Below are 17,852 nucleotides of genomic sequence, written 5' to 3'. Positions count from 1 at the left end.
ATTCAGATTAATCATATTAACCAGTATATGCGTCTCATAAAAATTGTTTGTGGGGTACAAATCTGCAAAGTTATTAAAAAAACTTGTTATATAGAAATAACATTAATACCATATATATAATTATGTTGAGTAGAATATTTGTTGGGATTAAGGAAAGAACTATAATTTTAGAAAGTTGATGTTTTTTAAACTATGAAAGCATAATAAAATCTCGGGGCCATTTAATCTGCTTAGTTTTAGGACATTTGCTTTGCAAATTACTTAAATAAAAGGGAGTGTCGCAAAACTACTTAAAAGTAGTGAGCGATACTCCCTTTACTTATAAAAAGATAAAATAGTTCCTAAAACTTGCGTATTATTTTAAATATTATCTCTCTTTTTCATTTTTAATTGTTTTCCATTATGGCAAGTATATTAATCTTTTTCTACATTATATTTCATATTTTCACGTTTGCTGATATCATTCTTAAAACTTTTCTTCTTCCAAATCTCGTATGTCTGAGGCTTTAGGGATGCAATATAATTACTCAACTATAACTTTTAGCTCACTGCCTGTCATAATGCTACAATCATTAAGATCGTTTATCTTTTTAAGATCATAAATATATTCTCTTATGTCACCTTTTTTATTATACTTTTTCGCTATATCCCACAAAGTATCTCCACTTTTTATGGTTATTACTTCAAACTCAGGCTCCTTATATCCGTAAGCTTTTGTAGCAGAAAATACTAAAAGCATACTCATGACTAAACCTGTAATAAATATGTAGAATCTTGCTTTATTTTTAAGTACATACCTCTTTTTCATATCCAACCCTCCAAACGAACTTATGTTCTTTAATAGTATTATATTAGAACAACTGTTCGTTGTCAATATAGTTACAAAAAAATATCGAACATAAGTTTGATTTCTTGAATATATAGTGTTATAATACTCTTAGGTTAAATTGATTTTTGTTGGCATCACGCCAAATACTTATATGAGGTGAAATAAATGCAGAAAAAGAATGATGAGAAGCAGCAAAAAATTCTCGACTTTTTAAACGAACAGGTCAAACTAAAAGGATACCCTCCTTCTGTACGTGAAATATGCGCAGCAGTTGGATTTAAGTCTACTTCTACAGTTCACAGCTATCTTGAAAAATTAGAAAAAGAAGGCCTTATCCAAAAAGATGCCACAAAACCTAGAGCTCTTAAAATTGTAAGAAATGATGCCGATGAAAAAAAATCGAAAGAAGTTTATTCCAGAAGAGAAATGGTTGATGTACCTATCATTGGAAAAGTCACAGCAGGCCAGCCTATTCTTGCAGTGGAAAACATAGAAGATACATTCCCTCTGCCTTTAGATTTTGTTCAGGGTTCAACTGCCTTCATGTTAAGAGTTCAGGGAGAAAGTATGATTGAGGCCGGAATCTTTGACAAAGACTTTATACTCGTAAAACAGCAGTCCACAGCTACAAACGGCGATATCGTCGTTGCACTTATAGGTGATGAAGCTACCGTAAAAACATTTTACAAAGAAAACGGTTATGTCAGGCTTCAGCCGGAAAACAAGTATCTTGAGCCTATAATAGTAAGAGATAATCTTTCTATTTTAGGAAAGGTAATTGGAGTTTTCAGAAGACTATAAAAAATGTGTATATTAAGCTCCAATAAGTTTCATTAATCCAAAAATGATTAACGAAACTTATTGGAGCTTAAGTTCTTAAAAAGCTAAATAAGCTATGGTTATTTAACCATAGCTTATTCTTGATTATACAATAATATACTTAATACTAACTGTTAGGCTTAATGCACTACAGCTGAAATATGTAGATTAATCCTAACTTACAGTCATTCCAAATTACTCATTTCTTGGATCATTAAAAATCAAATTTACTATTTTCATAGGACTTATAGTTGATATAGCATGCTTATAAATCAATTGCTGTCTTCCTTCACTATCTAATACTACAGTAAAATTATCAAAACCTTTTACCATTCCCTTTAACTGAAATCCGTTTGTAAGATAAATTGTAACAGCGATATGCTCTTTTCTAACTTGATTTAGAAAAACATCCTGCAAGTTGATATTATTCTTGTTCACGGGTAATCCTCCTCTAATAGACATATTTTTCTCTCTTTCATTTTATATAAACAACTCTTAAATACAAAATCGGTATTTTAATTACTTTAACTTATATTCTACAAGATAATTCCAGACGTTGCAATAACATCTTTAATATTTTTTAATATTTCGTACATACTACCAAATTGATCCATATTGATCCAGTTAACATCTTTCATCCTGTTAAACCAGGTAAGCTGTCTCTTAGCGTAATGTCTTGTATCTCTTTTCAACACATAAACCGCTTCATCTAATGTTATCTCCCCTCTTAAATAAGATAAAATCTCCTTATAACCTAGACCTTGCATCGCAATGGTACTTTTGTCGTACCCCATTTCTATGAGTTTTGTGACTTCTTCAACCAACCCCTTTTCCATCATCAGATCTACCCTTTGGTTTATCCTGTCATATAGCTTCTCTCTGTTCATAGTTAAGCCAAAGGTTATAAAATTATATTTCGGAGGATTCTTTCTAGATTCCTCCTGATGCAAGGATATGGGTTTCTGAGTATAAGTATATACCTCAATAGCCCGTATTACCCTTTTAACATTATTCATATGAATCTTTTTTGCAGCCTCGGGATCAATTTCTTTAAGCTTGTTATGTAAATACTCGTTGCCCTTTTCTAAAGCTTCCCTTTTTAAATTTTCCCGAAGCTCCCAGTCACAAATAGTATCACCAAACTCAATGTTATATATAAGAGAATCAATATATAATCCTGTCCCACCTGAAACAATAGGTATCTTACCACTGTTTAATATATCATCAATATATTGTATAGCAAGTTGTTGAAACCTTGCAACACTAAACTCTTCATCAGGAGTTACTTCATCTATAAGATAATGCCTAATTCCCTGTTTTTCTTCTTCATCCGGCTTTGCAGTGCCCACATCCATATATTTGTAAATCTGCATGGAATCCGCTGACACTATTTCACCGTTAATATCTTTTGCAAGTTCTATTGACAATTTAGTCTTCCCAGAAGCTGTCGGCCCCATAATGACAATTACATTATTCAATTTTACCCTCCTAAATGAAGCTATTCCTTAATTATTCATATAAATCAAACAATTCTCTTAAACATCTTCTCAAACTCGTATTTGGTTATTTTAATTAGCGTAGGCCTACCATGCGGGCAGGTGTACGGATTTTCAATATTACTTAAGTCTTTAATTATTTTTTTAATTTCAATATCATCAAGTCTTTTGTTTGCTTTGACGGCAGACTTACATGCTACCCTGTATAATGCTTCTTCTTCAATTAAAATATTCTCTTTTCTTTTATCTGACATCAAAAAATCCAGTATATCCAAAAACGTCTCTTTTACACTGGCATTGTCCGCTAATGCTACAGGTATTGACCTGAGTATAATTGAATTATTTCCGAAATTTTCGAATGCAAACCCTAGTCTATTTAATTTTTCCCTGTTTTCTTCAATTATTTTTACTTCTTGATTGGTAAGTTCAATTACAACTGATGAAAGCAAATATTGAGCCAAACTTTCATTTCTTTTATACTTTTTCTTTAAGGCTTCAAACATAATCCTCTCATGAGCTGCATGTTGATCTATAAGAATCAGGTTGTCACCGTCTTGCAGCAGTATATATGTTGAAAAAGCCTGACCAATGATTTTGGCAGCCTGCAGTTGGTTTGCTTCCTTTGCCCTATCATCAGCATTTATCGGTTCTCTTTTTTCATCTTCGTCTGGCTTTTCTTCTTGGCTTTCTATTTTCGGTTCTTCAATCGCTTCCTCTAAAACTCTTTCTTTGCGTTCTTCAATAAACCCTTCTTTATTTTCTTCTTTTATTGCCTTTGTATCCCCTTCTTCAACTGCATTAACAAAAGCTTTCGTATTAATTACTTCGTTATTGGGCTTAACATGTACCTGATTAATCTCTTCCCTTACTATATTCTTAGTTTCATGATTAACCACGTTCTTAGCTGCTTCATTAATATCATTCTCAGCTTCCTTATTTAACTCTTCATTAGTCTTAACTTTTATATCTTGACTAAACGCTACTCCTTTATTATCGGCCGTTGCAGAAGAAAAATTAGTATCTATATTTTTATTTTCCAAATCATTGATTGGAAATTTGACTTCGCTTTGTGGTACAGCTTTCGTAAATCCATCTTCGTAAAGAACGGGCTTTACATTCAAACCCTCCTGTACAAAGCCTTTTGCAGAAAAATTGTTTTCTTCGAACTTAAAGAAATTTTTTGGATTTTCTTTCATCTCAACATTTCTAATAAGTGATTTGCTAAGGAGAGCATTGTTCACAGCATGGTACACAGCCTTAAATATTGCCGGTTCATCTGAAAAACGGACTTCCATCTTGGTTGGGTGTACATTCACATCAACAAATAACGGATTAATCCTTATGTGCAGCACAACAAAAGCAAACTTGTTTTTTAGAAGGTAGGTCTTATACGCCTCATCAATTGCAGAGGATATCGTCTTATTTTTTACATACCTTCCGTTTATATAGATTGATTGATAATTTCTATTCGCTCTTGCAATTTCAGGCTTCCCTACATAACCGTAAATTTCAATTTTCTCATCCTGATACTTGACTTCAAGCACTTCTTTTGCAGTCTCTTTACCATATATACTGAAAATAGCACTTAAAAGATCATTATTTCCTGGAGTGTGTATAACACTGTTCCTGTTATTAATGAGCTTCATTGATATCTGTTGATTGCCTAAAGCTATACGGTTTACCATATCTGATATATAGCCGGCTTCAGTGGTATCTTTCTTAAGAAATTTAAATCTTGCAGGGGTATTATAAAATAGGTCCCGAACTATAAACGTAGTTCCAACAGGACACCCTGTTTGCCTTACTTCTTTTATTATTCCGCCCTGTATCTTTATATATTTTCCGTATTGCCTATCCTTTATCCTTGAAGTGAGCTCTACTAGTGAAACTGACGCTATACTTGCAAGTGCTTCTCCCCTAAAACCCAAAGTAGAAATTGACTCCAAGTCGTCTGCCCTTCTTATTTTGCTTGTAGAATGCCTTTCAAAAGCAATTTCAACGTCATCTTCATCAATACCGTTCCCGTTGTCTACAACCTTTATAAGCGAAACTCCTCCGTTATTTATCTCAATGGAAATATTCGAACTACCCGCATCAATGGAATTTTCCACAAGTTCCTTTACAACCGATGCCGGTCTTTCGACAACTTCCCCTGCCGCTATTTGATTTGATGTATTTTCATCAAGTATAACGATTTTGCCCATATCAAAAACCATCCAATCCAATTATGTGAAAAGTCCAAGTTAATACTTTAGGTTATTACTTAACTATTTGCCTTCTTTTGCAGGTTATATAACACATTTAAAGCATCAAGCGGTGTAAGAGTACTTACATCAATGTTTTTTAACTCATTTAACACTTCATCACTGTTTATCTGTTGTGTGTTGAAGGAGAAAACATCTATCTGACCTTCAATAGGCTTCTTTGCTCTTTTTAAGCGCACTTCCATCTTATTTATATCTGCATCTTCAAGTTCCTTTAATATTTCCTTTGCCCTATTTATAACAGGCACCGGTACTCCTGCAAGACGTGCAACCTGTATACCGTAGCTATTATCGGCCCCTCCCCTGATTATCTTTCTCAGGAAGATGATATCCTCGCCTTTTTCTTCAACCGAAATACAGTAGTTCTTAACTCCATCTATACTTCCCTCAAGTTCTGTAAGTTCATGATAGTGAGTAGCAAAGAGCGTTCTTGCTCCTATCCTTTTTCTGTCGCTTATGTGTTCAATTACTGACCACGCAATACTAAGGCCGTCATAAGTGCTTGTACCTCTTCCAATCTCATCGAGTATCAAAATACTTCTCGATGTTGCATTGCTAAGAATATTTGCCACTTCGCTCATCTCAACCATGAATGTACTTTGCCCGGCAGCAAGGTCATCCGATGCTCCAACCCTTGTAAATATCCTGTCGGCAATACCTATAACAGCACTTTTGGCAGGCACAAAGCTTCCTATTTGAGCCATCAGCACAATCAATGCCACCTGACGCATATAAGTAGACTTTCCTGCCATATTAGGTCCGGTTATTATTGCAATCTGATCCTCACTCATGTTGAGGTAAGTATCATTTGGTACGAATTCGCCCTGGTCGATCATCTTCTCAACTACAGGATGCCTTCCGTCAGTTATGTGAATTACATCCTCGTTATTTATCTCCGGCATGGTGTAAGACTCACGGTCTGCCACCTCTGCTAATGAACAGATAACATCCACCTGTGCCAATGCCTTTGCAGTTCTTTTTATTCTGGTTATCTCTCCTGCAACCTTGTTTCTGACTTCGACAAATATCTGGTATTCAAGCTCAACCAGTTTGTCTTCTGCACCTAGAACCGTATCTTCAATCACTTTAAGTTCCTCGGTTATAAATCTTTCGCAATTAGCAAGAGTCTGCTTTCTGATATAATTCGGAGGTACAAGAGAAAAATAAGATTTAGTCACCTCAAGGTAGTATCCAAATACTTTGTTAAAACCTACTTTAAGATTCTTAATACCGGTCTTTTCCCTCTCGGAATTTTCAAGTTCAACAAGCCAGGTCTTACCATCTACTGATGCCCTTTTTAGCTTGTCCACCTCTTCATTATAGCCTTCTTTTATAATTCCGCCTTCTTTTACAGAAACAGGCGGCTCATCACATATCGCTTTATCAATAATTTCGAAAATATCTGCAAGAGCATCGATATTTCTGTTGCTTTCCTTGTTGAGACTTTCGTTTAAATCTTTTAAAAGCTCTTTAATGTAAGGTATCTGACCTATGGAGTTTTTTAAAGAAACTAGATCACGGCAATTTGCGCTGCCCAATACAATCTTGCCCATGAGCCTTTCCATATCATAAACTCTTTTGAGCAGTTCCCTAACTTCCATTCTGACCATAAACTTGTCCTTAAACTCGTTTACAGCAAGATGCCTGTCCCTTATATCATAAATATTTATAAGCGGCTGCTCTATCCATTTTCTTAAAGTTCTTCCTCCCATGGAGGTCATAGTCCTGTCTAAAACCCAAAGAAGCGAGCCCTTTCTGTTCTTCTCTCTCATGGTCTCTGTAAGCTCAAGATTTCTTCTTGTAGCAACATCTAAAACCATATACTCTTCAATTCTGTATTTGTTAAAGCTTTGTATATGGTCAAGGTTGACCTTCTGGGTTTGTTCAATGTATTCTAACAAAGCCCCTGATGCATTTATATAAATATCAAACTCATTTTCGCATATCTCATGATCGCTAAAATAAGATTTTAGCTTTTCCTTAGAATATCCTATCTCAAAATATTTATCTTCAATAGTTGAAATATATAGATTAAATCTCTTTTTTAAAGTCTTAACCAAATTTTCATCCGACAGGAACTCACTGTTTACTACCATCTCAGATGGTGCAAACCTGGCAATTTCATCCATAAGCTTGCTTTCTGTATTTCCAAGTGCAATAGATGTTGACGTAAAATCCCCTGTAGTAATATCTACAAAAGCTATGCCAAAATAGGTTTTATGCTTGTATAAAGACATAAGATAGTTGTTTTTTTTGTCATCTAGCATAGCTGAATCGGTAACAGTACCTGGTGTTACAACCCTTATAACATCTCTCTTAACAATACCTTTGGCCATTGCAGGATCTTCAATCTGCTCACAAATTGCCACCTTGTATCCTTTATTAATTAGCCTGCATATATAGGAATCGGCAGAATGAAAAGGCACTCCACACATAGGTGCCCTTTCATCCAAACCACAATCTTTACCTGTTAACGTTATTTCAAGCTCTTTCGAAGCAGTCTCTGCGTCGCTGAAAAACATTTCATAAAAGTCTCCCAGTCTGAAAAAAAGGATACAGTCCTTATACTGCCCCTTAATATCCAGATACTGCTGCATCATAGGTGTCAATGTTGCCATTTTTATCATACCTCACGTACTTTGATTATTGGGAATGATGAAAATATAACTTCCGCTACTATTTCACTTATTCCTTACTTGCTGCACCCTCCGCCGCATGAACTGCAGCTATGTGAAGAACATGACTGTTCTCCTGTTATGGAGTATACAAGAACGTCATTTACCTTTTTAATAAGTATATCAAGTTTTTCTTTTGCTTCAATATAGTTTCTTGCTATATCACACTCATTTACTTCATCATACTTTTCTAAAAGTTTCTGTTTTAGCCCATCGAGTATATCTTTTTCGGAGTTTCCATGAACCGCCATTACCATTTCACTCTGTACTTCCTGGTACTCCTTTAGTATTACTCTTGCTTTGTGGTCTCTTGCCAAATTTTCTTCCCATCTTTTATAACTTGTCATTTCTTCTGAAGAACCTATTAAGTTTCCAAGTTCCTTAGCCTTTGATATAATATCCATACTTTCCCTCCTTGAGTTCTTATTTTACTCCCGATATTAAAATAAGAATTTTATAAATCTCTCTAAAAAATTATCCTCAATAATAATCTATTGTATCACAAGATTTGCACTTTGAAAATAATATAATCAGTATCGCCATATCTCGTACCCTTAATTCACGGTATTTATTTAAGATATAGATTACAAACCTAATTAATTTTTGTCCAATATCTAAAAAGAAAAATCTTATTTTTTAATATCATATAATTAACCTTTAACTAAAGAGTCATCAAATACAACATATGTGTTTCTTCCATATTCCAACTCATCACTTCCACATTGCACGCATGTATTATTATGGAAATCAGATTTTTTTACTGATGAATATCCGCACTTATTACATCTTGTACTTTTAGCTTCATACAATGCCATATCTGCCATTGATATCAGAAGAGCAGGAATCTGCAATTTTTTTTCTTCTACGTGATCCCAATTCTTCACTTCTTTAGGATCAACCTCAAATATACTCTTTAAATTAGCAGCACAAATTTCTTTACAAACATACTGTTCATTTTTGATTAAGGAAACAATACCAAAGCTCGCAGTAATTTTAATTGTAATGTCATTATATATGATTTCACACTCTTCAATCTTTTTCTTAAGTTTTTTTGCTACAGCAATTGCATTTTCTTCAGATGTTTCGGGTAAAGCTATCAAAAACTCTTCACCACCATAACGTCCAAAAATATCATATGGTCTGAGTGTATCTCTTAATATTTTTCCCATTTCTCTTAATACACAATCACCAGCTTGATGTCCATATGTATCATTTACTGATTTAAAGAAATCCAAATCAAAAAATATAATTGATATCTCTCTTAATTTCCTGGTAGAAAATTGAGATATAAATAATCTATTCAAATTTCTCTTGTTATTGATTCCTGTTAATTCATCAGTAGTTGCCAAATATAATGTCGATTTTAGTTCCATATATTGTCGCAAGTGTATATCAATTGAAAGAATCAGATCAGCTTCATTAACTGGTTTATTTAAATAGTCCAGAGCACCCTTTCTCTTTCTATCCAATATTACTTTCCGATCTGCTAAAGCTGTAAGAAAAACAAAGGGGGTTCTTGAAAAATCCGGGTTACTTAACAGTTCATCTTGTAACTGGTCTCCTCTCATATTTGGCATATTATAATCACACAATATCAGGTCCGGGCGATAATGATAGGCAGCCTCAATTCCCTGTACTCCATCTCCAGCTGTTATCCAATTACTATATCCATTATTATTTAAATATTCACATACAATTTCCCTAATTTGTTTGTTATCATCAACTACTAAAATAATTGCTTTTTTATAATCAAATTCATTATCCTTATTTAGTTCTTTAAAATGTACTTCAATTTCATTATCTACACTCTTATTTTTTAGTTCAATTTGAAGTAAATTTTTAAAATCAAATGTGCTTAGTTCATAATTGCTGCAATTGTCCGATCCATCAGCATAGAATACATCTTCGCCTTTAGGCAATTCAATTATAAACCTTGATCCATAACCAACTCCATTTGATTCTGCCCAAATTTTCCCCTTAAGATATTGTATTAGCTGCTTTGAAAATGCAAGACCTATACCGGTTCCTTTATATCTACTGTTCATCCCTGCTTCTATCTGTTCAAACCTGCCAAATATTACTTCGAGTTTGTCTTTTGGTATTCCAATACCATTGTCACCAATAATAATTCTGACAGAATTTTCACTCTCCTCTAATTCTATGTAAATTTCCCCCTTTAATGGATCTACAAATTTAATTGCATTTGAAATAATATTATTCAACACTTCTTCTAATACGACTAAATCAGTATAAATGAATTCATTTTTGATATTAATTTTTTTCACGATACTTATATTTGAAATTAATAATGCAGATTTATAAAAATCAGATATATTTTCTATAAAATTAGTTATCTTTGTTTTCTTTGCATTAATCTTCAATCCTTGTGCATCTAATTTTACAAGATCGAGCATTCTATCAGTTGTTGCCCTTAACATGAGAGCAGATTCATATATAACTGAATATCTTTTTTTAGTAGCTTCATCAACACTGTCATATTTTAATGCAATATCGGCATTATTTAAAATAATCATCAACGGTGACCTGAAATCATGCGTAACATTGGCGATAAAATCATTTTTTAAAGTATCTAATTTTGACAACTCTTCATTTGACATTTCAAGTTTTTCAAGCACATCTGCACTTTTTAGTGCAGCAGACAATTGTACTGTTAAAGATGAATAAATCCTATCATCTTTAACCCCGTATTCATAAAAGGCGCATCCTATTAATTCATTCCTTACATGCAATATATGACAAAGATATGTATGTCTATTTCCTTCAAACATTTTTTCTATATCATACTTAATTTGTTCTTCTTTTTCAAAATCCTCAGCACAAAAATCATATTCAGTATTATGAACAATTAAATTTGGTTTTCCATCAACAAATTGGTATAAAGATGTTTGACAATATTCTTCCTCACTCATCTTTTTTAATCTGTACATAAAGCAATTTGTTATTTTTAATTTTCCAAGATTGTCATCCAATATTTTTACAACTTTCTCAAGATTAAAGGATGTAATCAGTTCAAAACCAATATCTCTTACCCACTCGGCAACAAACGCATTTTGATTTTTTTCCTGCAGCTTCACTGTTCTTTCAATCCAACTATTAATAATTATCTGAATCTTTGCCCACATATTGCCAGATATAAGATTCAATTTATTATCGCTGATTAGATATGGCATAGTGTGCCTTCTCAACGTCATTATATCTTCCTGAATCATTTCTAATTGTTCAACTGAAAAACATCCATCCTTAATATATCCTTCAAACCAAATGCAAAAGTAATCCGAATTATTCAGTTTTATGGATTTTTCAAACTGTTCAAAGAGTTCGTTTCCTTTCAAAATTATTAATTCTGAACTGAGTAAACTAATAATTTCATGCCGGATTTCATCGTTAATTAATAGTAAACTGTTTTTTACTTCAACAACATCATCCGTTATCTTTTTAAAAGCCGAATAATTACATCCGCAAGACCTTCTATAAAATATTTTACTTTGAAGTGAATTATAATGTTCAACCTCATTACCGTTTAATAAATTCACTAAAACCTCACAACCGATATACCCCATTTCATAAAACGGGAAATATACTGTTGTTATCGGAGGCATATGATTTCTACAAGTATCACTCTCTTCCCATGCAACGAGTGCAATATCCTCAGGAACACGGATTTTTCTCTTCATAAGCATTTCATGCAATAATATTGCTTCATCTGAATACAGTGATATAATAGCATCGATCTTTAGATTTTTTTGATTGAAAATGATATCTTCAATTTTCAAAACCCTATCTTGTATATCCCATGTATTTAAGTTAATATCTTCTCTAGTTATTATATAATCGCTATTATAAAGTCCACGGCGTTTCATTTCATCAATAAAAACATCAACCCTTGTATCATCTGAAATAGGACAAATATAAACAATATTCTTATATTTATGATAATCCACCAGATGTTCAGTCAGTTCTTTAATATATATTTCTCCGTTCTGAAAAACACAAGTAAAATCTTTATTTGCTGAACCAAGATCAATTATTGGTATTTCTTTATTTTTCACCATTACTGACCTTAACTTTTCAGGGTTTACAATCCAGCCTAAACACAAAATGCCATCAAGGTCGTATTTATTAGCAATGTATGTAAATATTTCGAATGAATTTTCCAATTTATAAAAAGAATACTCCCATTCCTGAGAAAAACGTATTATATCAACATCATGCTTTATCGCTGCATTAACTACGCCTGAGAGTAAATCAGACTGAAACCGATCAGCTACAACTGCAAAAAAGCCTAACCTAAATCTTTTTTCCCGCATATATAATCCATCCAATCAAAGTATTTTGAAAAATCAAGAAATGCTGAAACTATACAATGCCAGATTATTAAATAGCAAAAAGATCATACTACTCAATATATATCGGAATAAATATATTAAGTATTTATGATCTTTTCAACATAAAAGCCTGATAAGTTTTCAAAATCAAAATGCCAATCCATAAAACAAGCCCTTAATATCCGGAATAAAAGTTCTGTGTGTAAAATATATTATTTCCACTCCCAATATAAACACCTACACCAAGCTTTTCACAATCCCCTAAAATATTGGATCTGTGCCCTGATGAATTCATCCATGATTCATGGGCATATATGCCGCTCATTTGTCCCATTGCTATATTTTCTGAAGCAATATAATAGTTGAGTCCAGCATCATCCATCCTATCAAATGGGCTTTTACCTTCAAGGTTTGTATGAGAAAAATAATTATTTAACGCCATATCTTCACTATGCATTCTTGCTACACTTGCAGCCTTATCATCCCACTTGAAAATTTTCTTTCCAAGCCTTGTCCTAACTGAATTGGCTAGGTCAAATATTTCCCTTTCATAGCTTTGCCTCAGCTTTTCGCTCGGTATACCATAGTACCCGTTTAAAGCCATTTCTTCTTTCCTGTCAACAAGTAATACTGCTGACACCTTATTGCTATTTTGTGTATCATAGAATATAGTGGCAAAGTACTCTTCATCGACTTCAAAAATCTCCTCTTCACCAGAATCGTCAGTTATATAACGTACGTTGCCTTTTTTGATATAAGTTAAAGGTGTTCCCAATATACTATTCACAGAATTTTTATCGGCTAGAACCTTTATACTTCCCCATGCACTAAAATATGTAGAATTTGTATATACTCCAACGACAACTTCATCTCTTACACCAATTTGAATGTATTTGTTATAATCGCTGTTATATATATACCAGTCGAACCCATATTTGCTCAAATCAATCCGGTCAGGCTGTCCAAATATGCCGGTTATATCATTACATGACAGTCCCATTAACTCATTTACATTTCCATTAAAGCTACTTGCAAGTTTGATCGAAGTTGGAGTGTTTGTCAAAGTTGGAGCAACAGTAGAATTTGGTATGGTATTTTGGGAAGTGCAGTTAATTGTAACAGTTCTCGATGAATCCTTCCATTCTACATCATATCCAAAGCTTTCAGAAATAAACCTCACAGGGACCAACGTCCTGCCGTTATAAACGACTGCAGGTACATCAAGTTCCATGCTCTCATTATTTATATATGCCGTTGTACTTCCTACCTTTAGAGAAATAACTTTAGCCTCTTGTGTAGCAATTACAGTTTTTGTCTTATCATCCCACTCCACATCTGCACCGAGAGCTTCAAATATAGCCCTTAACGGAACGATTACACGGCCATTGATTATCATGGGCTCAACATCAAAGTTAACGCTCTTTCCATCAACCAAAACAAGGATACTGCCATTATTGTTTGAACTAAGAACACTTACAGGCAAAATATTACAAAGAACCAAAACTGTCAGCAAGAACACAAATATTATTCTTTTCATAAACATTTCACCCCAATGATTGTTTATTTCAGTTCTCTACAGCCTTGAAAGTCAAAGTACTTTTCCTTCCAAAGACCAAGTCTTAACAGTATCTATTTTTACCCTAACAAGTTTTCCAATCATTTCACTGTTTCCATCAAAGTTGACTATCTTATTTTCTCGAGTTCTCCCTGTATATATTTTATCGTTAGTTTTGCTTTCTCCCTCAACAAGAACTTCTATCTCCTTGTCCAAATATTCATGATTTATCTCGTTACTTATCCTGTTTTGAACCTCCATTAGTCTCTGAAACCTTTCTTTCTTAACTTCCTCAGGTACCTGATCCACACTTTTTGCTGCTGGTGTACCTGTCCTTTTTGAGTACAAGAATGAATATATCTGGTCAAAACGCCCTTTTTCCACCACGTCCAACGTATCCTGAAAATCCTCCTCAGTCTCACCGGGAAAGCCCACAATTATATCTGAAGTTAAAGAAATGCCCGGAATATTTATCTTTACTTTTTCAAGTAAGTTAAGATAATCTTCTTTTGAATATTTTCTATTCATTTCTTTTAGTATTCTGGTACTTCCAGATTGAAAAGGCAAATGCAGATGCTCACAAACCTTATTTAAGTCTCTCATTGCAAAAATCAGTTCATCGGACAAATCCTTCGGGTGCGAAGTCATGAATCTGATTCTCTCAATACCTTCAACTTCATTGAGTTCACCAAGCAATTTTGCAAAGGTTGTATCATTGCCAAGGTCTTTGCCGTAGGAGTTGACATTCTGCCCAAGTAGTGTTATCTCCTTTAACCCCTGACGTCCTAACATCCTTACCTCATCGACAATATTCTCAATATACCTGCTTCTCTCTCTTCCCCTTACATAGGGTACTATACAATAGGAACAGAAATTATTGCAGCCGTACATTACTGTGACCCAGGCTTTTACTTCATCCTTTCTCTCTATCGGCATTTCTTCAGCTATTAAGCCAATGGAATCCATAATATCAATAACAGTTTTATTGGAATTGATAGCGCTGAACAGTAGTTCCGGGAACTTGTACAAATTATGTGTACCAAATATCAGATCTACTTGTCTATAAACTTTTTTTATATGTTCAACCACCTCAGGCTGCTGCATCATACAGCCACACATGGCAATTATCATATCTGGATTCTTTTCTTTCAAATGCTTCATAGCCCCCAAATGCCCATAAACCTTTAGCTCGGCATTTTCTCTTACACAGCATGTATTAAAAATTATCAGGTCACTTTCATCCATATCCTCACATTCGGAATATCCCATCTCACCAAGCATACCTGCCAATTTTTCAGAGTCATGCTCATTCATCTGACAACCAAAAGTCGCAAGATAGAAGCGTTTTTTCCGTTCTGTCTGCATCTCTTTCTGATAGTTTAGTTGCTTTATCTCTTCTATAAACTGATGCTGCCTTGCTATCTCTTCCTGAGAAACCTGTATATTTTTTCTTTCTACTTTACTCAATTCAATTCCTCCGTATTTGTGTTAACATAGTTTGAAATACTGAAAATATAACTTCTGATATTGCTTATTATGTCCATATTATAACACAAAATTATAAGGTTAAATACCTACTGCAGATTAAAGATGATTTAGAACCAACTAATTTAAGGAAATTTACATGCAAGTTTCTCAAATAAAAACTTCGGGACATCGAGTCACTCCGTTTTTGCCTTTTTCATTTCACTCCAAGAGGCTAAATAAAAATCCCAGAAACATTTATTACTAAATATCTCCGAGATTTTACAAATTAACATTCCAATTCTTCTATGTTTTCGGTATTGTTTTATAAATATGCTTATTATCAATAAGTTATATCTGGAACTGGAGCCGCTTTCATCCCGTCTCCCAGATAAAATTCAACCAATTCTGTATCTTCATATATAAGCTGTGCAATTTTTACTGCTTTACACAGTGTTACCTTTTCATCTGCCATTTTTAAAAGGAAGTTCCGGAATCATACCTAACAGATATTGCCTGAATACTGCAAAGTCTATAGAATTTACAGCTCCATCCAGATTAACATCCGCAACTATAGAACCATTTAAAACTGGAAACGCTGTAATAATTCCCAGAAGGTATTGTCTTAATATTGCAAAGTCTATGGAATTTACCGCTCCATCCCCATTTAAATCACCGTATTTATAATTAGGTGTTGAGTTCGGTGTGAAAGTTGGCTTAGGCACAGTACCATCATCAAGTGATATAACATATGTATTTATTGAATAAGCCGGCAAAGTATCTGAAATAGTCTTATTCGACGCTGTTATATTACTTTTTGCCAAACTAAGGCTCGAAGATGTTCTGTAGACTTCAACTGAACTGTTTACACCCCCAAACCTGGAAAGATCAAATGCAAAGCTGTCACTTGAGGATTTATTATCGTTAGTAGCTACAATAACAAGTTTCTTTTTATCCGGGCTTATTGCCGCAATCGTTTTTTCATTATTGGTACCTATAATTTTATAACCCGGTCTGATAAACCTGCTATAATTTGAATGCATATAGAACTTTTCTGTAAGAGTAAACGTTTGGGCAGAATTATCTACATACAGGCTTCCCCAATTGCCTCCATCTATTATCTGCCAGTCCAACCATGCTACGCATTCCAATTCTTTCAAGTCTGTAACAATACGTTTTGACAGCATGATACATGAATCAGCCATATTTCCGTCGAAACTCAATGGACCGGATTCAGACTGCCAGATTCTAAGTCCTTTGGATTTTGCCAGATCTCTATATTGGGTTCTTTTAGAACCGTTATAAGAATGTACATTTGCCTGGGACATATATGACAAAGTAGTTGCATCAAAAGTCTGAAGCCCTGATAAACCCGTGTCAATACTGTTTTCATCGGCAGCACTAACTGTTGTACCGCTCAACCCTTTTGCTTTCAATTTTGCACCAACTTCTTTTATAATTTTCTGTTGATTAGCATATGAAAAGGAGCAGCCCTCCTGTCCGCCATTAGCTTTCCACCAAGATACATTGGGCTCATTTACAGGTTCCAGTGTTCTAAACGTAATACCCCATGTATCCCTGAAGTGTTTTACAACCTCAGTTAGGTAATTGGCAAAATCATCATAATAATCATCTTTCAGGTTATTTGAACCATCAGTATTCCCGGAAGCACAACCACTTTTCGTCATCCAGTATGGAGGAGAATTAGAAAATGCTTCAAGTATCATATCCGATCCATAATATTTTCCTCTTTCTACTAACCTACTAAGTACAGATCGTTGAGTAGCATCAGCATTCCAGTTCCAACTACCATTTGCATCCTGATATCCTTCCATTTCGCCATAAGCCCTCATGTGATTGTGTCCGGGATTTTCACCGCCTCCAATATTGTACCTGAATACATTATATCCAAGCCCATCAGTCGGACTGACAATCTTCTCAATCAATTTGTTCCTATTATCGGCAGACCAACTGCCAATCTGATTTCCCCACCAGCATATGCTTGAGCCCCAACCCTCCATAGTTTGGTAAGTTGCATTAGGGTCAATAGTAACAGTTTTTGCAGCATAAGTTTTTACTGAATTTTGAAAAATTAATGCTGATAGAAAAAGAGCAGCAACTAATAATGAAAACTTTCTTAAACTATTCATAAATATTTCCCCTTTAAAAATTAATTTATAATACTTTAAATACTGACATTTATGCTTTTTAAATCTATCCCCCCAAACTTATAAAATGAATACATAATATTAATACACTAATTAAAATAGTTTTTGGGGTATCTCAGTTGTTTTTATATTTTAAAATTTGCAATCGGTATAAAAAATTCATGAATGTCTACCCCTAAAGTAAATACATTGAAGGTAATATATATAGCCTATATTATTCAAAAATTTTAAAAAGG

Annotated in this window: 12 protein-coding genes; 1 reads left to right on the top strand and 11 read right to left on the bottom strand. The window is 33.9% G+C overall.

The annotated features are described in order from the left end of the window. Positions 1-523: 523 nt before the first annotated feature. A complete protein-coding gene (locus tag ACECE_RS0201485) occupies positions 524-808 on the bottom strand; it encodes a LysM peptidoglycan-binding domain-containing protein (RefSeq protein WP_010243522.1) in 285 nt (94 codons plus the stop codon). A 186-nt stretch (positions 809-994) separates the two neighbouring features. Here ACECE_RS0201485 and lexA point away from each other — a divergent pair, with 186 nt between their 5' ends. Beyond that, positions 995-1,630, top strand: a complete 636-nt coding sequence (lexA, locus tag ACECE_RS0201480; RefSeq protein ID WP_010243521.1) for a transcriptional repressor LexA — start codon at positions 995-997, stop codon at positions 1,628-1,630. 213 nt (positions 1,631-1,843) lie between these two features. Here lexA and hfq read toward each other — a convergent pair whose 3' ends face one another. From hfq to ACECE_RS0201430, 10 genes are all read right to left on the bottom strand, one after another. Further along, a complete protein-coding gene (hfq, locus tag ACECE_RS0201475) occupies positions 1,844-2,086 on the bottom strand; it encodes an RNA chaperone Hfq (RefSeq protein WP_010243520.1) in 243 nt (80 codons plus the stop codon). A gap of 98 nt (positions 2,087-2,184) precedes the next feature. After that, positions 2,185-3,126 (bottom strand): tRNA (adenosine(37)-N6)-dimethylallyltransferase MiaA, encoded by a 942-nt coding sequence (gene miaA / locus ACECE_RS0201470; RefSeq protein ID WP_010243519.1) that lies wholly within the window; start codon positions 3,124-3,126, stop codon positions 2,185-2,187. Positions 3,127-3,170: 44 nt separating this feature from the next. Beyond that, positions 3,171-5,348 (bottom strand): DNA mismatch repair endonuclease MutL, encoded by a 2,178-nt coding sequence (mutL, locus tag ACECE_RS0201465; RefSeq protein WP_010243517.1) that lies wholly within the window; start codon positions 5,346-5,348, stop codon positions 3,171-3,173. A 59-nt stretch (positions 5,349-5,407) separates the two neighbouring features. Further along, complete coding sequence (gene mutS, locus ACECE_RS0201460; RefSeq protein ID WP_010243515.1) at positions 5,408-8,026, bottom strand: DNA mismatch repair protein MutS; 2,619 nt, start codon at positions 8,024-8,026, stop codon at positions 5,408-5,410. Between the two features lie 74 nt (positions 8,027-8,100). Then, positions 8,101-8,487 carry a YlbF family regulator gene (locus tag ACECE_RS0201455; RefSeq protein WP_010243513.1) on the bottom strand — a complete coding sequence of 129 codons (387 nt, stop codon included), beginning with the start codon at positions 8,485-8,487 and terminating at the stop codon, positions 8,101-8,103. A gap of 246 nt (positions 8,488-8,733) precedes the next feature. Next, on the bottom strand, positions 8,734-12,411 hold the full coding sequence (locus ACECE_RS0201450) for a diguanylate cyclase (RefSeq protein ID WP_010243511.1): 3,678 nt from the start codon (positions 12,409-12,411) through the stop codon (positions 8,734-8,736). Positions 12,412-12,604: 193 nt separating this feature from the next. Continuing rightward, on the bottom strand, positions 12,605-13,966 hold the full coding sequence (locus ACECE_RS0201445; RefSeq protein WP_010243509.1) for a stalk domain-containing protein: 1,362 nt from the start codon (positions 13,964-13,966) through the stop codon (positions 12,605-12,607). A gap of 51 nt (positions 13,967-14,017) precedes the next feature. Next, the gene (miaB, locus tag ACECE_RS0201440; RefSeq protein WP_010243508.1) at positions 14,018-15,451 is read right to left on the bottom strand and encodes a tRNA (N6-isopentenyl adenosine(37)-C2)-methylthiotransferase MiaB; all 1,434 of its coding nucleotides are present in this window, start codon (positions 15,449-15,451) and stop codon (positions 14,018-14,020) included. Between the two features lie 340 nt (positions 15,452-15,791). Then, complete coding sequence (locus tag ACECE_RS32050) at positions 15,792-15,923, bottom strand: hypothetical protein (RefSeq protein WP_268870997.1); 132 nt, start codon at positions 15,921-15,923, stop codon at positions 15,792-15,794. After that, complete coding sequence (locus ACECE_RS0201430; protein ID WP_010243507.1) at positions 15,913-17,598, bottom strand: glycoside hydrolase; 1,686 nt, start codon at positions 17,596-17,598, stop codon at positions 15,913-15,915. The genes ACECE_RS32050 and ACECE_RS0201430 overlap by 11 nt, the downstream gene beginning before the upstream one ends. Positions 17,599-17,852 lie beyond the last annotated feature (254 nt).

Origin of the sequence: Acetivibrio cellulolyticus CD2, from assembly GCF_000179595.2 — a bacterium.
Taxonomy (GTDB): domain Bacteria; phylum Bacillota; class Clostridia; order Acetivibrionales; family Acetivibrionaceae; genus Acetivibrio; species Acetivibrio cellulolyticus.
The sequence above is the reverse complement of the archived record's forward strand: the minus strand, read 5'-3'. Positions and strand labels throughout refer to the sequence as shown.